Source organism: Streptococcus oralis subsp. dentisani (genome assembly GCF_002860905.1).
GTDB lineage: Bacteria > Bacillota > Bacilli > Lactobacillales > Streptococcaceae > Streptococcus > Streptococcus oralis_BA.
In genome coordinates this window covers 199,893-219,178 of sequence record NZ_PKIG01000002.1, presented here as the reverse complement: position 1 = coordinate 219,178, position 19,286 = coordinate 199,893, and the positions used below count along the sequence as shown (strand labels likewise).

General features: G+C 39.0%; 14 protein-coding genes. All 14 read right to left on the bottom strand.

Annotated elements, in window-relative coordinates; translation table 11 throughout:
- Positions 1-98 precede the first annotated feature (98 nt).
- Entirely contained in the window at positions 99-689 is a 591-nt protein-coding gene (locus CYK16_RS04100) for a hypothetical protein (RefSeq protein ID WP_061420473.1), read from the bottom strand.
- Between the two features lie 14 nt (positions 690-703).
- The gene (locus tag CYK16_RS04095; RefSeq protein WP_101776689.1) at positions 704-2,044 is read right to left on the bottom strand and encodes a CHAP domain-containing protein; all 1,341 of its coding nucleotides are present in this window, start codon (positions 2,042-2,044) and stop codon (positions 704-706) included.
- Positions 2,045-2,059: 15 nt separating this feature from the next.
- Complete coding sequence (locus CYK16_RS04090; protein ID WP_001107251.1) at positions 2,060-2,311, bottom strand: hypothetical protein; 252 nt, start codon at positions 2,309-2,311, stop codon at positions 2,060-2,062.
- 19 nt (positions 2,312-2,330) lie between these two features.
- Positions 2,331-4,277 carry a hypothetical protein gene (locus CYK16_RS04085; RefSeq protein ID WP_001113074.1) on the bottom strand — a complete coding sequence of 649 codons (1,947 nt, stop codon included), beginning with the start codon at positions 4,275-4,277 and terminating at the stop codon, positions 2,331-2,333.
- A gap of 10 nt (positions 4,278-4,287) precedes the next feature.
- On the bottom strand, positions 4,288-4,935 hold the full coding sequence (locus CYK16_RS04080; RefSeq protein WP_101776688.1) for a hypothetical protein: 648 nt from the start codon (positions 4,933-4,935) through the stop codon (positions 4,288-4,290).
- On the bottom strand, positions 4,935-5,243 hold the full coding sequence (locus CYK16_RS04075; protein ID WP_000274176.1) for a DUF5592 family protein: 309 nt from the start codon (positions 5,241-5,243) through the stop codon (positions 4,935-4,937). Before CYK16_RS04075 ends, CYK16_RS04080 begins: the two co-directional genes overlap by 1 nt.
- A 147-nt stretch (positions 5,244-5,390) precedes the next feature.
- Positions 5,391-5,672, bottom strand: coding sequence for a BRCT domain-containing protein (locus CYK16_RS04070; protein ID WP_101776687.1), 282 nt, complete (start codon positions 5,670-5,672; stop codon positions 5,391-5,393).
- Positions 5,673-5,680: 8 nt separating this feature from the next.
- On the bottom strand, positions 5,681-7,717 hold the full coding sequence (locus tag CYK16_RS04065) for a pLS20_p028 family conjugation system transmembrane protein (RefSeq protein ID WP_101776686.1): 2,037 nt from the start codon (positions 7,715-7,717) through the stop codon (positions 5,681-5,683).
- Between the two features lie 122 nt (positions 7,718-7,839).
- The gene (locus tag CYK16_RS04060; RefSeq protein ID WP_101776685.1) at positions 7,840-8,337 is read right to left on the bottom strand and encodes a hypothetical protein; all 498 of its coding nucleotides are present in this window, start codon (positions 8,335-8,337) and stop codon (positions 7,840-7,842) included.
- 83 nt (positions 8,338-8,420) lie between these two features.
- Entirely contained in the window at positions 8,421-11,549 is a 3,129-nt protein-coding gene (locus CYK16_RS04055; protein ID WP_101776684.1) for a VirD4-like conjugal transfer protein, CD1115 family, read from the bottom strand.
- A 4-nt stretch (positions 11,550-11,553) separates the two neighbouring features.
- Positions 11,554-11,799, bottom strand: a complete 246-nt coding sequence (locus CYK16_RS04050) for a hypothetical protein (protein ID WP_101776683.1) — start codon at positions 11,797-11,799, stop codon at positions 11,554-11,556.
- Between the two features lie 159 nt (positions 11,800-11,958).
- The gene (locus CYK16_RS04045) at positions 11,959-12,396 is read right to left on the bottom strand and encodes a single-stranded DNA-binding protein (protein ID WP_050239879.1); all 438 of its coding nucleotides are present in this window, start codon (positions 12,394-12,396) and stop codon (positions 11,959-11,961) included.
- A 76-nt stretch (positions 12,397-12,472) separates the two neighbouring features.
- Entirely contained in the window at positions 12,473-15,016 is a 2,544-nt protein-coding gene (locus CYK16_RS04040) for an SEC10/PgrA surface exclusion domain-containing protein (RefSeq protein WP_101776682.1), read from the bottom strand.
- An 82-nt stretch (positions 15,017-15,098) separates the two neighbouring features.
- On the bottom strand, positions 15,099-19,280 hold the full coding sequence (locus CYK16_RS04035; RefSeq protein ID WP_101776681.1) for an LPXTG cell wall anchor domain-containing protein: 4,182 nt from the start codon (positions 19,278-19,280) through the stop codon (positions 15,099-15,101).
- Positions 19,281-19,286: the final 6 nt, after the last annotated feature.

Here is a 19,286-nt window from a genome sequence, read left to right as displayed (position 1 = left end):
TTTTGTTATATAACTTTTTATATACTTAATTATAACTAAAACAACTTTGTTTGTCAATATAAAAGCACAAAAAGTTATATAACTTTTTGTGCAACTTATTATCCGTATGTACCACCTATATTTCCGCCAACATAGGCTTTTAGCTGGATTTGTTGAACCGTAGTATTGAAATTTCCAACGAAATAGCTGTTCTCTTCTCCATTTTTAGTTAGAACAACCAAAAATTGAATCACATCATCTGATTCAGTTGGCATCACTTCCAATTGTTTAGGTTGAAAATCATACTGATTCGTCAGAAGAGCCATCGCAAAGGTTTGAACCATCGCATTCTGTGTCATAGATAAATGATTCTCAATTGTTCCCTTTACATTTGGCAGAAAATTCGTCTTTTTTATATCTGCTACTGCTTCTTCAAAGGCTTTTAACACTTCTTTTTTGTCTTCTGAGCTTGCCTCTGCATAGGGGCGTTCTAGTTTTAGCTTAGCTGTCCGATAATTCTTCTCATCTGCTGTTTCCTCTTTGGAAGACGGTTCGTTTTGTGCGGTTCCTGAAGAACTCACCTGAGCCGTTTCTTCTATTTTAGTTTGTTGAGATGGCCTGAAACTCGATACAATCCCTATTCCTGCCAAAACCAATAGAATACCTACTACAATCGATACAACCATATTCTCCTTTATCCAATCAATCATCTTATATCCTCCTTTTAATTTGAACTTAATTTAGCTTCTCTGTCATCTGGATAAGCAAAAGAGATTACCTGTTCTTGTTGTTGTGATTTAGTCCAAATACGATAATTCCATGTATATGGAGTTTTGAACTGATCCCAACCACTCAGAGGTGTATTTTGTTCTACAAATAAGATAGAGCCATTCTCGAAAACATGACATACAATTCCAGTATGACCATATCCTCCGCCTCCTACCTGTGAAGAAAAAATAGCGCCTCTTTTGGGTGTAGTCTTAACCGAATTTCCAAATATTGCAGCCCATGCCGCCGCTTGATCTTTCCCATCGCCCTGTACGGAGCCAGAATGACCCCATAAGTGATTTCCCATGCTAATTGTAAGATTCACACATTGTCCAGCATACTCGTCACTTCCAGGATTATACCATCCTGTAGACTTAGCATAATCCATGCCTAAGCTCTTAGGATCAATAATGAATGGTTTCAAGCTATCTGGTAAGTCTTCTGGTTTATAACCCCACGCAGTCGCATCTGAAGGGACAGTTCCCGTTCCATCGGTACTGCTACCTGATTCTCCACATCCGCTTTTTTCAGCTGAAGAAGACACCGCACTATCTGAAGAACCGACATCTTGTGTACTGGATCCTTCATAAGGTTTCTCACCATGAGCAGCAATAGCTTCCTTATCAAGCCACTGATACTTCGTACCTAGTTTTTGGTACATATCAGTTAGTTTGCTCTTATAAGTGCCATCTGTGGCCCATCCACCATCTGCTATAGCAGATAGGCTAGCAATACCATTTGTATTGTTTATAGCCCCTTTATAAAGTGTCTGGTGAGCCATAAACTCAGATTTCCCTACGATTCCTGCATCGTAGCTAGAGAACCAAGTATAAGCTCCTCCTGTGCCGTCTCCGACATTCGCTCCAGGCTTTGTCCCACTTAAATCAACACTATCTTCACCATACGTCGCAAGAGTAACTGGAAAATTACTTTTGCTAGAGGTTTTAACACCTCCCATATTGTGAGCTTTCCAGAAGGAGGTACCATTAGGATTCGTAAAATTAAAGCCATTCTCTATCATTGTTTGAGTGATAGAGGCTGAAGGTAGGAAACCTCCTGCCTTCCAAGACAGGATATAGGCTTCTTTATGCTTTTTTACAAAGTCATCGATGGAACCATCAGCTGAAGAAACTGTTGAGTCGCTGGTTGAAGATGTTGTTTCTACGGCACCACAATCATTTCTTCCATTATTGGTTACAGCTCCCATTATCCCAACTAACATGGTTATCCCAACATTGATAATTAATAGGAGAGCCACAAAAGGAATGAGAATCTTCAGTTTAAATATTTTTTTCATGGATACCTCGCTTATTTACCACAATCCTAATATTGTTCGCAAAATTCCATAAAAAACTAAAAATACAATAAATCCTATTCCAATCTTCTTGAGACCGTTCAAAAACTCCTTATCTCGTTCTTTTTGTGCTTCCAGGCGTTTTGGATCAGATTCTCCCTCTGAAGCGAAATAATCTCTTTCTTGTTGCATGCGATATTTACGAATCAATACGTATTGATCAAATCTCTGCTTAGTCCTGGCAATCATTCCTAGTTTATTTTTGGCCATTCTGGTTTACCTTCCTTTCTTACTCAATACCGCCATAGCGCTCAACTTCAGGGGCTAACAGCTGTTGGTTAAAGACCAGATTTCCTACCCCTGCAATATTCATGAATAACTGTCCTTTCTTCAGACGAGGCAAAGTCTCTAGTTCAGACTGGTTCATTGATCCAGATAAGGCGTTAGCTAGTAGAGGAACACTGGTTTCGTCCGTCTGAGCAAAAACTCTATATTGCATCAGACCAAAAATCCTCTGGACTGCCGTTACGTACGGATCCTTATGAGTGCCAATCCCCGTCTCAAACAGAATCCCTCGCAGTGAATTAACAGACAATACAACACCAGCAAAGTTTTCGCCCATTGTATCAATCATATCAGCCAGAAGGTTGACACTACTTTCATGCTTAGGGTCAATGAGTGTCTGTGCCCCACTAATATTGACAATATAGTGCTGCATATCCATCTCTGTTAAGTCAGGACGTCTCTTCAGTAATTGCTTACAGCGTTTTCCGTTATTGACAATATCAGCCGAGACAAGTGAAAGAACAGAGAATATTTGAACATTTAACAAATGAGGGGCGTTCTTCAAACCTGAGAAGTCAAATGTCACAACTTGCTCTGAAGAAATATCTTGAAATTTGGTTGTCCCCTCGAAAATTTCTGCGTTTGTTGTCAATAGTTCGTTAAACGTGTTGTAAATACGCTTAACAGCCTTGTGTTCGGCTTTATCCGTACTAGTTTGTTCCAGTCGACGTTTGTAGGCATCAACAAACAAAATAAAATCAGACAGAATAGGATACTCTTCCTTCACAATATCCGTCGCTTTCAGTTTTTCTGGATTCAATGAAGGATTTCGAGCCCACATATTTCCCTCAATATAAAACTCATTCAGGAGAGTTCCAAATGTGATTAAATCGTCTCCTGTCACTTCATTATTCAGGAGTTTATAGATACTCTTCAGTTTCTCGATATGAAGGTTGTAGGATTTCTTCTTATCGATTTCAGTTCCTGCTTCATTGGTCACTGTTGGAAATACCTGGAAGATATTGATACGGTTAGCCTCACCTGATAAATCAAGAATCAATCCATGTTGTTTTCGTGTCTGATCAAGAAACTGGCCAGTAGCATCAAAGTTACGAATATAATGCCCCTTCGCATAGAGACCGTCTGTGTGTTTCATAAGAAAAGATCGTTGTCCCATCTTTGGATTTCCAGATAGGATCATAAAAGATCGTGTTCTTTTCTCGTCACGTTCTAGAAAATTGAAATTTACCGCTCCGTTCGTTGGAGTCCATCCAAGATAGAAGCCTTTCTCATCTTCTAGCTTCGTATGATTAAAGAAATATCCACCAGCTATTGAGTGAGCTGGAGTCGGTATCCCTCTTCGATGATTGGGCAAATCAATCTGATATTCGGCTGGAATAAATGGAGCATGGTATTCAAAATCTAATTCTCCAGACAGAATAGTGGATTTGAATTTCGACGTTTTGTCTTTGACTTCTTCAACCTTCTTGAATAACTCTTCTTTGATTGATGCAAACACAAAGACACGAATATACATCCCATACATAGCTATATTCCGCTTATCAATTTCACGGCTTAGTTTATTAAGATTGTCAATCTCATCTAGTTCTTTCCGATTATTGGTTAGTTTGCTATTGTTTGTAATCCGTGTTGACTTCTCTTCAATAGAGTCCTCAATCTCTTTTTGAAGCTGTCTATTATCCTCCTTGTACAGTGACAGGAAGGAACGTGTTCCAGGAAGCAACAACAATTCAGAAAGCCAAAAACGATCCATTCCTTCAGTTGGATACTCATAATAGTGTAAGACCGTATGGCATCCATCTCCACTTATCCAGAAACGATCATCCTTTTTAAAATCAATATTTCCTTGCGGTTGAATCTGGCTAAGGAAAGCAAGGTCATATCCTTCATTTTTTAGTTGTCTTTGTCTACGTTTTGATAAATCAGGCATGCTATCTCTCCTACACTTTCTCATTCATATTGTTGTATTGCTTTATAATCTGAATTTTCTTCCTGTAGCTGATATCTTGTGGAACAAAATCATTATTTCCATAGGTTTTAGCCTTACGAACCAATTCGTCCAATTCGGTTGTTGTAGGTGCAAATAGCCACAGTATGAACTCTGTATTATAGACTTCTTGTCGGATGCTTTCTTCAACTTTAATTTGGCTTTGAAGCCAAATTTCACGATCCTTGAGTTGTAAAAAACGTCTATCATTTATTGATAACTTAGACATTTCTTGTCGCACTAAATCCAAATGATGGCGCAAGTCAGAAATTTGCGTATCAGTATTTGTTGGCAAAGTTGTCGTCTCCACTTGGATATTCGATCCAAATCGAGTCAACCAGGTTTCAAAATTTTCAATGGTTCTCATAACTTCGTTATAAGACATCGAACCTAGATCTTTACCTGGTATCTCCATCAGCTGCAAGTAGCCATAATCAACTAACTGGATATAAGCCTGGCTGTTTGGAATGATTGATTTTACATCCAACAACTCAACGCAAGAATGCAAATCAAAATATTCCTGCGTTTGTTTCTTTGTTTCTTGAATACGTCCCAGCGGACGTTTCTCATTTTTTGGAGGTTGAATTTGTTTAATCGCCATTATGGTTTTCTCCTTCTGATATAATTCAAGCTAATATAACGTTTTCTTCTTCGTCTGAAGAAAAGAAACATGCTGTGCCAATTCTTTTTACCACCGTTAGCTGGTAACACCAGATACAAACTCAGAACTGGTGTTAAAAAAATGAATGCAAACATCTGTATCCACTGGCTTTTAGGAAAGATTTTTAAGCCAACGCTCAAAGCGATTACTCCAGTAATTCCTACAAAAGCAATATCTAGGATAAGAAGGCCTATGATTTTGATTTTGGCATAGATATCTCTAGGTACACCGTATTTTTCACCGTACATGAATTTCTCCTTTATATTTGTTTTGACACTCACATTATAATGAATAATCGAAAATATCTTTTAAAGGGACAATAGCATTTTTACCATCATCCTTCAGGAATGAATTGTACAAAAAGTTATATACTTTTTTATACAATAAAAGAAGCCTCAATCTTGAGACTTCTTAACCAAATCAAAGAATGATTCTTCGGAAAGGAAAGTGATGGATTGACCGTCTGATATTCGTCTAAGCGCTTCATCATGCTTTTTAGACCTTTTATCTAGATCAAAAAGGTTCAACTGCTTGTGTCCTAAAACCAATATATCTGTCCTAGAAGATACATAGTTTTGAACGACAGCTCCTTTACTTTCTAAAAATCGTATGGCTTCTTCTCGAGTTAGAGGACGTAGACTTCCTGTGATAACAATGTTCTTTCCTGTTAAATCCATAGTTCAGCCTATTCTTCTTCGTCCTCACTCTCAGCACCTGTGATATGACGACCTCCCTGCATACGCTGTCCTGCTTGTTGCATTTGTTGGTTCATGTAATTCATTTGATTCATACTCTGTTGAAATTTCTGTTGAGAAGAATCAGGCTGTGCTGGTGATTGTGATTCTGAAACTGGTGCATCTGCAGGTGGATTTGGATCTTGAATTGGGGACTCCATTTCTTCAGCTGAAGAAGTTGGATCGACAATAGGTGCATCCGTTGTTCCTGGATCGACTGGAGGCTCAGGAATATCAATTGGGCCAGGCTGATCAATTCCAGGAACTGCATCATTTTTCAGAGCGTTATAGGTCGCATTTTGAGCAGAGACAGCCTTATCATCCAGCTTATCTAAAACGTTGCCAACTGCCCCTTTCGTATTTTGCATGGCTTCAAATGCTTTCAATTCTGCCAAATCAACCATATTACTTACACCACCTTTGGCCGCATTCACCAAGCCCTGGTCTTTTACAGAGTTCAAAGCACCTTGAATACCACCTCCAGTTCTGGCAAGGCTATTCCCCAGAATCTGACTTCCTTTAGATAAGGCATCTGGAGCTTTTTGTGCCATATCCATACCAAATTGACCAAGCGCCATACCACCATTAAAGAGACCGCCTGCTCCAGCCGCAAAGGCATTCCCCATCATCATGGCTCCGAGCAGTTGTTGAGCTGTTTCACTATGACCTGTTGAAACTCCAAGCCAGCGCTCGATCATGGCCACTCCTTGCATGGCTGCAAAGAATACTCCAACATAAACAAAGGCAGCTGCGAGACACTGCTCCCACATGTTGAGTCCATCAAAGAATCCGCCAGAAAGCTTCGTTACAGCTGAGACAGAGAGGATTGGCAAATCTCTGAAAATCTCAAGCGTTACACGCATAATGATAACTTCAAAGAAGATTCCTGCTAAGGCTCCGCCAATGGTTCTTAACAACTCTTTGTATTTCTTTGAGTTTGATAGAGAACTGTATCCAAGAATCGGAGAGATCATTGCTTCAATCAGGATATCAAAAACTGATTTGACGAGCTTGATGATCATGCTGACCAAAAGAACAACAAGGATAATATACTGGAGGAACATCCCTATCCAGTTGACTTTATAGCGCATATAAACTGATTCAAAAGCACTCAATTGATTGATGAGACGGTGTTCTGTAATGCTTTCAACTCCAGTATTATTGGAATTCAACTTATGGAGGAACAAGCCTTTAATCCCTGCTATTTTGTCGGTTTCCTGCATATCCTTTAACAGTTTTGGATTTGTCGTACCATAGTTTGCCCCAAAATCAATCTTGGTCGCAAAATCGGTCGTGTCCCGCTGTGCAGGGTCATCCGTGATATTATTGACAGGAGTTGACCCCTCCTGAACGGGCTTGATATAGCCATAATCATCCATTGGAAACAACTCTGTAGAAAAATCTTTGTAGATCAAAACTTTTAAGTCTACCACATTATTTTTCATGGGCTGAAGAGCCAAGGAGGAAGTTGGCTGACTACCAGAAGGGGCTTCACTGGAGACTGTCTGGATAGACATGGCATCCTGTGCCACTGCTGTTGAGATGGTGGTCAAAGCTAATGGCAATACGGCAGTTACAGCCGTTACCAAAAGGAAATTCGTAATGACCCCTTTGTATTTGACTGGTTTTGTAAAAACTCCTGCAACAGCCGACACAACCAAAATCAGGGTAAACAAGGACGTCCCCAATAACTGAAACCAGTAAAAGAACTGGCCTATAATCGTCTTCTGGTCTCCCAGATAACCGAAGAGGCCAAAGAGCTTGAACATATTATTAAAAACATGTTCTAGGCTGGAAGTGATTTGATAAAGAGCCTTGGCAATCCCTCCTGGTAAATAGGTGAGAAATGCCATAAATGCAGGAGTCGGTTCTAAATAGTTGCCCCAGTAGGAATAAAATTCCGCCAGCTTTTTTGCATTCTCGCCTGTGATTTCACCATTGAGATTCTTGACCTCATTCATCAAATCTGAAAAGGTTTGATAGTGCACTAAAGGTACCTTCTTTCTTTCTAAGATACCCCTATCATATTCGATAATGGCAAAATCGTTTTTAAAGGGACAATGAAATTCTGACAATAAAAAAAGCCTCAAATAATTGAGACTTTTGTAAGTTAATCTGCTTTTCCATTGAAATCATAGAAAGCATTGTCTTCTTTATAGCCACGAAGTAATTCAATGACTCTAATTTTTTTACCACCTTCAGTCAAGACGACTTGATAGTAAGCACCAGCCTCTTCAGGCTTATCTGCGTTATCACCAACAGCTATAGTAAAATTATCCTTTCCTTTCAGTTGACTTTCTAAACTAACAATAGTTCCTCTGAAAGAGGCTGGAATTGCCTTCACTTGTTCTTCTGAAAGAACACTGTACCTAATGCTTTTACCGTCATTATTTGAAATGGTTCGCTTTTCTTTATCGAATTTTAAAGTAGATCCTACTCCACCACTAAAAATAGAACTATCATAACTATCTTCTTGTGAAAAGCCCGTATAGCTATCTTTTAGCACATTTTTAGCAATAGACTCAGGTGATTTTTGACCACATGCTCCTAGTAAAATCAAGGCTAACCCTACTAAAACAATTCTTAAAAAGTGCTTTGCTTTCATCATTTTTTCTCCTAATCATTATTTACCTCATTATAACAAACAACTTTTTTTCTTGCAAGTGTTTATATAACTTATTGTATATCTTTTTAGATAACTTCATCCGCAAAGAACTCATCTCCGTCATCATAATAATCATAGTCACCTTGAATGACACTAGCTACAGCTGCCTGGAATAATTCATCTGTGGAAGTAAACGATTGGGTTTGCACCTTTTGTCCTTTACTGTGACGGCCTGATAATTTAGGAGTTTCTCCATTGTTGCTGAGAAGAGGCATAGTCAAACGTTGCCTCCAGTCGATGATGTTGTTGAAGGCTGTACCTGCATCAACTGCGATCTCCTGAAGCTCTAGCTCACGGTGGGCGCTTTCGACTGGAATATCTGCAAGAGTCATCGATGTATCAAACTCCTCTTGTAAGAACATGTACTTGTAAGGGAAGCTGTTCTTATCATGTGCGAAGATTGGATCTGTTGTGACCTTACGTCCAACATTATCCCGTCCCTTGACCCCACGTAAGATAACCGCTTCTCCTTCCTGGAGCTTCGCCAATTGCGTTGGTGTCAACAACTCTTGTTTTGGATTCTCGACAGCTACATTTGGATTGGCTTCGTCCAGGATATTGCTGGAGCGCCGTCTTCTGGTGATGGTACGTGTACCCAACTCCCCACTAAATCTCTTATTGGTATCTGGAGACGTCGTTTTGACGTAAACTTTCAATGAACAGTTATCCAGAATCGTTTGTGCAACATTTTCACCATAGACATTAACCAATTGTTCCAAGTTTTGAACCCAAAGATAATAGAGAATGTTTTGCCCCAATCCGATAGAAATTTTCGTATCCATGTGAGGAATAGCTGGAATGTTTGTAAACTCATCCAAGATATGGAGAATCCGATTGATACATTTCCGCCCATTTGTTAAGGCAAGGTCATAGTTGGCATTGTATAACTGATCCAAGAACAAAGAGACAATCCCATTGTACTCTGTTCGGTTTGGTGGTGTTACCAGATAGACGACTCTTGGTTTATCGGAGTAAATCAACTCAATATCTGACTCTTGGAGAAGATTTTGAGTGTCTTCTTTGCTCTTCAGAACCCTTACATCGATATGATCTAAAATTGGCTTCTTGGTATACTCATCTAGTTCTAACCTATCTCCATCTTTTCGATAGACTTTTTCAGCTGAGAATTGGAAGACCCGATCCCGAACTGGAGACTTACCATTTTTCTTATGATTAAAATCAATCGTAACCGTAAACTGATCTGGAAGTTTAGGTTCGATGGCATAAGTCAGATAGCCTTCTCCATCAATAAGAGCTGTCGCTTGCTTCACATAATCGACTTGCTTTTCAACTTTACCCCATTTCTTCAAGCCTGTAATAGTTACCCTAGCAGTCTTATGCTTGAACTCATTTTTTAATTGACTGTTGGTGCTTGATCTCAACTTAACAGACAATCGACGTGGGAAGGCAAAAGACTCTAAATCAATCGAGTTTTTGGAAGTGAGTTTGGCCACGTTATCTTGCAAGAACAGATTGATTCCTGTCATCATGCTAGAGTAGACATTCCCTTTAGTCTCATCACCACCAAAGTCTGAGGCACGAAATTCGATATCTGCCATTTGTCTGAATTTGGAGAATTGTTTTTGATTCACTTGTCTCAAATTATCAAAATAGACCGTGATTTTTGATTTCTTGGATACCTGTTGTTCTCTAGTTGGATTCTCAACGACTTCCCCCGTTCCATCCACAAAGACTTCTTCAGACCCCATTGTCGCCAAGAATTTCGCAACGTTAGGGATGGTAATGGTATCCCAGGCATCGTCCTCACCATTTTGAACGGTTTCATTAGCCCGATCCATCAAAGCCATTGTCAGAGCGTTAAATAGGGATATAGAAGACTTACGAAAATACTCCGCATTTCCCTTCTCACCACCTTTTTGTTTTGGAAAAATGGATTCTGCGACTGCATTGACATAGGTTTGCGTTTTCTCATAGTAACCTTTCTTGGCGGCTGCAATAGCTAGAGCCAAAGGATTGTAGGACATAGACCAATCCATATTTTGGAAAGAAAGCACATCAACTTCATAGCCACGTTGCCTCATCGTTTTGTAAGAGGCTTGGTAGTGTTCCCCTTTCGGGTCTGCTAGAACCAGCGATGGCTGCAACTCCGCACGACTGTTGATATCAATCGCTGTCGTGATCTGACCTTCCCCCTTACCTGAACGAGTCATCCCAATTCCTAACAAGTTAGTAGGCTTATCTTCAATGTAGTAGTAACCTGAAGGAAAAGATTGCATGCCCAAAATGCGCTCCGCATTGGTCACGTATCGACTGATTGTCTTATTTTGCCATAACATTTGCGTTCGGAGTGTTTGTCCTGCCAAATCATGAGTCAGTTCATGAAATACTGGAGCCCCACCTTCACCTGGATAAGTTAGAGCTTTATTGGGAATCTTTTTGTATTGACGACGAATTTCATCAACCGTCACAAAACGGTCATCTCCCTCCTCATTATGGTTGTAGTCACGAAACTGCTCAAAGTTGATCCAAGCAGATTTCCAAGCAAGGACTAGACCCATCAGAAAGAGAGGAAAAGCTAAAATCGGGGCAATCCAAAAGACTTTGGCATTCAATAAACTTTGAAACAAGAGGCTATTTAAGTCAAAGTTTACAGCCTTACTAGCATCTTTAAACGACCAAATACTAAAATAGAGAAAGCGGATTGTAGCTCTCAAAACAGTAACCAGGTAATTGGTTAAGATAAAAGCAATAAAGCTAAAACCTAATCCCATATAAACGAAGCTGCGGTAACTTTTAAAATAAAGAATGGGTTTCATTTCTTTATCAAAACGTTTCCGTTCTCGTTTAACAAAAGGGAGGGTATAGAATATCCTGAAGAAAACATTCCAAAGGATGAGAGAGACCAGCGCCAAGAGTTTAGGTATGAATGACTTCATCCCATTGAGCAGCCCTCTAACTGATTGTCTCCAAACTTGTTTCCAATCAATTCCTTTACGATTTTTCCAACCTATTTTTATTGCTTGCCTTAGACTACTCTTTCCTGATAATAACCTTTGATAGCTTCTTAAAAAATACGGCTGGAAGAGTTTGAATAGGTAATAACCTGCACCCCCTAAAAAAAGGAAGGTATTGATCCAACTGGCTCGAATCACTTGGATAAGGGTATAAAATACTACTTCAAATAACTCAAACAAACTACTACCCCCTTACATCTTCCAAAAACCATTCCATTTTTCGAGTATAGAAGCTCGAAAAGAGAAATATGTGAAACTGTAGCCTTGGAGAGGCTTTCTCGTAACGGTGAAAGTAATTTTCTAACCATTTCTCTCCATCCAACTGAAGAACATTCAATCGACTAGATCGACTCTGTTCTAAGTAATTGGTCACCTGAAGAGATTCTGCAATCAATTCATCAGACAGATAATTGTATTTTTGTCTTGCCATTGTTGCACTCCTTTCTTATTATTTCTTAATTCCCCTCTATTCTAAGGGATAATATCAAATTCTTTGTTAAAGGGACAAAAGATATTGTTATATCATAAGTTATATAACTTTTTGTACAACAAAAAAGCACACAAGTATTCTTGTATGCTTTCAATCCCTTTAGAATGGGGATTCTACATCCATTGGTTCAGGATAAGATGGAGGAATAGAACTTGGTATCGGCTGAGAAAAGCCCTGTTGTTCCTGCTTACGTCGGTTAGATGCTTCCCTATTTTCAAGGAAAGAAATTCCTCCTTGTTGATTTGGGGAAATAAACTGATACGTCCGACGTTGACCTTGTTCATCATTATAAGGTCGTTGGATAATTTCTCCTTTTAAGAGGATTGGAGAGCCTTTAGATAGGCTCTGAGCCATCAATTCCGCTTGTTTTCCGTATACTTGCACATGGAAGAAACTAGAAATTGGTTTATTTGTATCATCATTCATACTCGAATCACAAACAAACTCAAATTTGAAACTGGCATGACCATTTTTAGTTTGACCTACTGCATCACTTGGGATGAATGCAACACGTCCAGAAGCGATAAATACTTGCATTTTTTCTCCTTTCAATAAAGACCACAAGAGAGTTATACCCCAGCTTGTGGTCACCCTTTCATTTTAGTTCATCAAATTAGTTTTCTTTCGACTTACGAAGACCTGCAAGACTCAACAATCCCAAAATCATTCCCCAAACTGGAAGCATGCTTGCGGCCGTTCCAGTATTTGGCAAACTCGTTTCTTGTTTCTTGTTCCAAGTATAGTTATAAGAAATAGGTAATTGAGTATTTACAGCTTTAGTTTGTGCTACATAAGACACAAGTTTACCTGTTTCATCATAAACTTCTAAAGGTGTCTCTCCAGCAGTTAGAATTGCTTGTTTTTGAGCCTCTAAATCCGCTAAACGTTTTGCTTCGACTTGTTCGCTATACAAGGCAAAGAGTTTGTCATAAGCCTCTTGATTGATTTTCTGTTCTTGCAACAACTTGTCAAGATTAGCTTGTACCTCTTTTAAAGTAGTTACTTTCTGATTAAGAGTAGTTTCTCTTTGAGTAAGGATTTTCTTAGCTTTAACAAGGTTAGGTTCAGCGTTAAGCAAAGCATCTAGATCGGCTTTTACTTGTTCCAATTCCTTGCCCGCTTTTTTTACATTATCCTTAGATAGTTGGAGATTTTCAGCAGCAGTCTGAGCAAACTCCTGCAGTGTGACCAACTTCGTTTGTTCTGCAGCTAGGTTTTCTGTAGCCTCCATAAGAGCTTTTTGTTTAGTGCTAAGCACTTCCTTTGCTTCAGCAAGATTTTTCTGTTTAGTTTTTACATCAGCGGTTAAGGCATCCAAGGCCTTTTGAGCAGCTACCACACGTTGTTGTGCTTTCATTTGAACCTTCTCCGCCTGATCAAGTTCAACTTGTGCCGAAGGTGCTCGTAATGGTGTTGCTTTAAGTCTTGAAAATTCTTCCTTAACTTGCTCTTCTGTGGATAAAGCTGTATCGTATTCTGCTTGAGCTTGTTCCAGAGCAGTTTGTGCATTAAGATTATTTTTCTGCGCTAAGCTAAGAGCACCAACTGCAGCGTGATAAGCCTTAGTTAGAGTCTCAGCTGAATTAGGATTGCTAAGTTCTGTCTTATCAAGTTTCGTTCCTGAAACTTTTGTATCTGCTACTGTCAACCAGTGAGAACTTGTGACTCCTTCACGTTTCGATAAAGATAAGCCAAAGTAATCTTTATTCCCTGAGGACGTTTTCGATAACCCAGTTATACTCTCAGCATGTTGCCACTCCATACCATTAAATAAAAACTTAACAATGCTTTTATAGATGAATCGTTTAGCGTCATCCATAGTATGAATTTCATCACTACTATTGACACCATACATATTCTCTAAATATTGAGAAGAATTATTCTTGGATGACGGCAGACCATATTCTCGGGCTACGTCATTGATAACCTTTTTATCATGACCTGCACCAAACTTCCAATTATCAGAAACATAACCATCAGTCACCTTCTTAGCAACCTCAAGCATCCCTTGTGAAACAACTGTTTTAGTTGTACCAAAACGCTGACGGACTTGATTTAACAAATCATTCGCAAAGAAAGCAAATTCCATTTGCTGTTCTTTTGTCAAATGATTCGGATCGACAGAAATTTGCTGATCTTTTTTATTGGACTTAAATTTATTAAGTTCTACATTTTCCTGATTGACTTGTTCAAGTTTGCGCAGTTGAGCAGCATTGTGTTTATCCCAAAGAGTCTCTTGTTCAAGAATATTGTACGGATTATTCACATAAGATTTTAGTGCTTCTACGTAGCTATCTGAAATTTGCAAAGTATTTATTGAATTATACCTTGCTTCAGCATCTGAAAAATCCGATTGGGCTTGTTTGAGCGCTGATTGAGTCTGATTTGCTGTTTCTGAGGCTTTATCCAATGCAATATTAGTAGTCAAAACAAGAGAATGAGAATTTTCAACTTGTTTCTGCGCTTCAACAATTTTTTGTTGAAGTTGATCATCGTGGGATTTAGCTTGTAAGAGTTCATCAGATTTTTCTTGAACCTTATTTTGTGCCTGCTTTTGTTCCCATTCAGCATTCTCTTTCTCAGCAATAACTTCTGCTTGCCCTGTACCGTCAAGGATAGCTTGTGCGTTATCTACACTAGTCTGTGCATCTTTGACTTCTTTTTCAGCACTTGCTACATTGTCTTCAGATTTCTTAACCACTTTTTCTTGGTCTTGAGCCACTTGTTCAGCTTTGTCAAGGTCATTCTTAGTATTTTTTTCTTGCTTTTCAGCTTTATACTTAGCAGCTTCAGCATTGACAACCTCTTGCTTTTGCTTTTGAATGTTCTCTGGTGTAGATTTGTCCTTGACTGCTTGCGCCTTATCTACTTCAGACTGAGCATTATCCTTTTCGGATTGAGCCTCGTCTTTTTCAGACTGTGCACGGTCTTTCTTGGCTTGTGCTTCATCTACTGCTTGAGTAGAAGTATCAAGTTTATTTTTAGCATCTTTAACTTGTTCTTGAGTGACAATAATTCCACTAGCTTCACTCGTAAAAGATTGCAATTCTGTGGGAGCTGTTACTACAGGTGTTTCATCTGCATGACCGATCGTACTTGCTAGACCAAAACCAATAACTGCTGCCCCTCCAACTGTTAGTTGTACAGTTTTTTTCATTTTATTTTTCCTATCTACTTTTTAAAAAAAAGGTGGCAGTTCCTGTTACTCTACCACCTTTTTTACAGCGCACTAATCTATTTTATTCCACTTCTTTCTTACGCTTCAAACCAACTAGTCCTAGCATAGACAAGATACCAATACCAACGAATCCAAGCATACTAGAAGCTGTTCCAGTGTTCGGAAGAGCTGGTTGTGGTTGTGGTTTACGTGGTTCTTCTGGAGCTGGAGGCTCTGGCGTTGTGGTTGTCACCTTAGCATCCATTTCCTTACCGTTTACAATATTCACAAATGTATTCTCAACTTCTCCACTTGCAATACGCTCAACTTCAACATAGAAATCGGCATCAAACGTACCACGTACTCCAAGAGAGTTCAAGAACTCTTTGTCAATAGTGTAAGCCCACTTACCGTCTTGTTCATTCCATTTTACTTTAACAATCTTCTTGATAAACTCTGAATTGGTATCTTGGTTGAACTCAAAGGTAAAGGCATAAGAGCTACCTTTGGCAATCTTATCACCAGCTTTGACCACTTTGCCATCCTTCAGGATGACATCATAAGGCAAGATAAGGTCTTTCTCAGCTGTGTACTCTGTACCCTTAATGACACCTTTCCAATTACCTGTATAACGGTCATGCTTCATATCTAGCTTGTCTACACCATCATATTGGTACAACGTATGGTGTCTTTCTGGAACAGTTGCACCGTCAAGAAGGTACTGAATCAATTCGCCCATTTGAACTTCTTTACCGTCAAGAACTTTCTGACCTGTTTTATCAAGCGCATGTTTTTCTGGGTGTTTTGGTTTAGGTGGCTCTGGTGTACGAGTAATGACCTTAGCGGTCATTTCTTGTTTATTGACAATATTGATGAAGGTATTCTCAATCTTATCACCAGTTTCAATACGCTCCGCCTCGATGTAGAAGTCTGCATCGAAGGTTCCTTTAACTCCTAGAGAGTTTAGGAAATCTTGATTGATAACGTAAGACCATTGACCATCTTTTGCATCCCACTTAACAGTCACAAGTTTCTTGATAAACTCAGAATTTGTATCTTGATTGAATTCAAAAGTGAACGCATAAGATGTTCCTTTGGCAATCTTATCTCCTGCTTTGACTACTTTGCCATCCTTCAGGATGACATCATAAGGCAATGTGAGGTCTTTTTCAGCCGTATACTCAGTACCCTTGATAATACCTTTCCAGTTACCAGTATAGCGGTCATGCTTCATATCTAGCTTGTCTACACCATCATATTGGTACAACATATGGTGTCTTTCTGGAACAGTTGCACCATCAAGAAGGTACTGAACAAAATCACCTAGCTGGACTTCTTTGCCATCAAGGACTTTCTGACCAGTTTTATCAAGCGCATGTTTTTCTGGGTGTTTTGGTTTAGGTGGCTCTGGTGTACGAGTAATAACCTTAGCGGTCATTTCTTGTTTATTGACAATATTGATGAAGGTATTCTCAATCTTGCCACCAGTTTCAATACGCTCCGCCTCGATGTAGAAGTCTGCATCGAAGGTTCCTTTAACTCCTAGAGAGTTTAGGAAATCTTGATTGATAACGTAAGACCATTGACCATCTTTTGCATCCCACTTAACAGTCACAAGTTTCTTGATAAACTCAGAATTTGTATCTTGATTGAATTCAAAAGTGAACGCATAAGATGTTCCTTTGGCAATCTTATCTCCTGCTTTAATCACTTTCCCATCTTTCAAAACAACATCATAAGGCAATGTGAGGTCTTTTTCAGCCGTATACTCAGTACCCTTGATAATACCTTTCCAATTACCAGTATAGCGATCATGCTTCACATCCAGCTTATCTACACCATCATATTGAGAAATAGTGTCATGTTTGGCTGGGACAGTTACGCCATTCAAGAAATATTGGATCAACTGCCCAATTTGAACTTCCTGCCCATCCAGAATTTTTTTGCCATCTTTGTCAAGCACATGTTTTTCAGGCTTGACATCTGGAACTTCAGCAGTTACCAAATTAGACTTATGATCAATTCCAAAATCGATTTGGTGGAAATCGTTTTGAACCTTTTGACCTTCTTTTACCAACAATTTAGCAAACAAATCAAAAGTCACATTTTTACCCTTAGAAACATAGTTCTTGTAGTAAGCAGCGTTGTCTTTTGGAACCCACATATAGAACTCGCCTTTTGGCGAGAACCCTGATTCTTTCAAGATTTCATTGACAACATCTGTTCTTCCTTTGTCTGAAAGAACATGATACATGTCAAATAATTGCTTAACATCTTTTCCTTCATCATCAGTTGCCTTAATTTTGGCATTATCGACGGTATAGGCACCATCTTGCACATCGTCCAAAATCGCAAAACGTTTCGCAATCGACTTAGGTGACGCAGTAAATTTTGAATAAGGAGCATAATCAGTTTTCAATGTAAACTTCACATTTTTATCAAATGTCTTAGCCCCATCAATGTTATTTCCATGTGTATCCTTAATGGATTTTGTAGGATTTACAGATGGTTTGTAACGCAAATTAGCATAGCGAACATGAACCGTACGAGTTTTTACTTTACCTGGCTCAGGAAGATATTCAGGATCAGGAATTGTATCCTTTTCATGCCGCTCCAATTCTGGCGGATGAACTTCATCTACTGTTTCTACAACGTTGTTATTTCCCCAAAGTTGGAATGTGTATGTTGCTTCATACAATTCCCTATCCGAGTAAGGAGGTAGTCCTTCCGCTTTTCGTTCCGCATCAGAATACTTACGATATGCTTCAAATTTTTCCTGCGAATAAGGTTTGAATTCTTTTTTACCATAGTAATAACTCAAATGTCCTTTCGAACCATAGCCAATAGATACAATAGTTCCTACAGGTGTATCATGAAAATCGTTTACATTTGAATAGATTGGGTCACCAGCTTTATACTCGTCTAAACCTGTATCGTCGTCTGATTGATACGTACCTGACGTTTTCACACCTTTCCAACCAGTTTTATTTCCAAATGCTGGAATAGGTGTTTCTTGAACCAATGAATCACTAGGTGTTTTTACAATACCTGTTGATCCATCTTCATAGGTATGACGAATGGACTGACCGTAATCAATATCCGAATACACATCGGCACGTCCAATGTTTAATGGCTTGCCAGTTGCTTCATCAAAGAATTCATAATCAAAATCCGGGTTCAAATAATTAAATGGACTAAATCCAAACGGCGAAACACCTTTGTTATCTATCGTCCAATTTGACCACCAAACCCACAAACGACTATAAACTTGAGAATTACCTTCTTTTTCAAATGCTTTAGTAGGTGTTGATTTCGAAATGAATTTCACAGAAATTGTTTTCCCTGTTTGAGTCTTACCAATTTTGTGCAAGGTAAACCAATCACCTTCCTTAATATTTTTTAGAATTGTACCACCCGTTGATGTGGCATTTTGTCGAGCGATTTCCTCTTTATCAATCATATCTGTACGACCAAGTTCAATCGTGGTTTCAGAAGTAGCTCCTAACGTACCTTTGACCAACTCCAAATCTTTTACTCCTGAAAACGCTGCGGTAAGTTTACCGTAGTATTCCAAAGAACCACGTTTTGTTTCATCATAGTTACCATACAAAGTAATGTTTGGTGCAGTTGCAGCAACACCTTTCTTTTTAAGCTCTCCCAATTTTTTTTCATAAGCTTTCTGTTCTTTAGCATATTTTGCTAAATTTTCTTTGTTATGCTCATCAATCTGATCATTCTTTTCTTTTAGCTCTTTTTTAGCTTTCTCATGATCCTGACGAATCTCTTCGTTTTTATCATGAACATCCTTTTTCTCGCGCTCATTATCTACTACATCTTTCTTGTAGCCATCAATTTCAGTAGAAACCGTATTTGCTTGATTCGCATAATCCTTTTCTACAGCAGTCTGACGCTTCGCAAGTTCTTCCTGACTCTCAGCAACTCCAGCATCCACAGGAGAATCCTGTTTTACTTCTAGGCCTGCTTTCTTAGCTTCAGAAACAGCCTTATCAACAGTTGAATGATCTACTACAACATCAACTGTAGTATTCTTTTTAACAGTTTCGTCCTGCTTAGGCACTTCTTGTTTAGGTGCTTCCTGAACAGTTTTTGACACATTTTGATTTGCACTCAACTCATCAGCAGACACAGTACCTGATGAAAAAGCCATAGCAAGAGCAGCCATACCCAAAATTACTCCACAAGCACCGTAGCGCTTCACCTTACGAATTGATCCAAATACTTTTGTTTCTTGTGTTTTAAACATTTTTTC

Excerpts from the sequence above, each read along its gene's own strand:
- CYK16_RS04035 (WP_101776681.1), bottom strand. The coding sequence starts at position 19,280 with ATGTTTAAAACACAAGAAACAAAAGTATTTGGATCAATTCGTAAGGTG.
- CYK16_RS04075 (WP_000274176.1), bottom strand. The coding sequence starts at position 5,243 with ATGTACGGTGAAAAATACGGTGTACCTAGAGATATCTATGCCAAAATC.
- CYK16_RS04060 (WP_101776685.1), bottom strand. The coding sequence starts at position 8,337 with ATGATGAAAGCAAAGCACTTTTTAAGAATTGTTTTAGTAGGGTTAGCC.
- CYK16_RS04040 (WP_101776682.1), bottom strand. The coding sequence starts at position 15,016 with ATGAAAAAAACTGTACAACTAACAGTTGGAGGGGCAGCAGTTATTGGT.
- CYK16_RS04050 (WP_101776683.1), bottom strand. The coding sequence starts at position 11,799 with ATGGCAAGACAAAAATACAATTATCTGTCTGATGAATTGATTGCAGAA.
- CYK16_RS04080 (WP_101776688.1), bottom strand. The coding sequence starts at position 4,935 with ATGGCGATTAAACAAATTCAACCTCCAAAAAATGAGAAACGTCCGCTG.
- CYK16_RS04085 (WP_001113074.1), bottom strand. The coding sequence starts at position 4,277 with ATGCCTGATTTATCAAAACGTAGACAAAGACAACTAAAAAATGAAGGA.
- CYK16_RS04095 (WP_101776689.1), bottom strand. The coding sequence starts at position 2,044 with ATGAAAAAAATATTTAAACTGAAGATTCTCATTCCTTTTGTGGCTCTC.
- CYK16_RS04100 (WP_061420473.1), bottom strand. The coding sequence starts at position 689 with ATGATTGATTGGATAAAGGAGAATATGGTTGTATCGATTGTAGTAGGT.
- CYK16_RS04045 (WP_050239879.1), bottom strand. The coding sequence starts at position 12,396 with ATGCAAGTATTTATCGCTTCTGGACGTGTTGCATTCATCCCAAGTGAT.
- CYK16_RS04070 (WP_101776687.1), bottom strand. The coding sequence starts at position 5,672 with ATGGATTTAACAGGAAAGAACATTGTTATCACAGGAAGTCTACGTCCT.
- CYK16_RS04090 (WP_001107251.1), bottom strand. The coding sequence starts at position 2,311 with ATGGCCAAAAATAAACTAGGAATGATTGCCAGGACTAAGCAGAGATTT.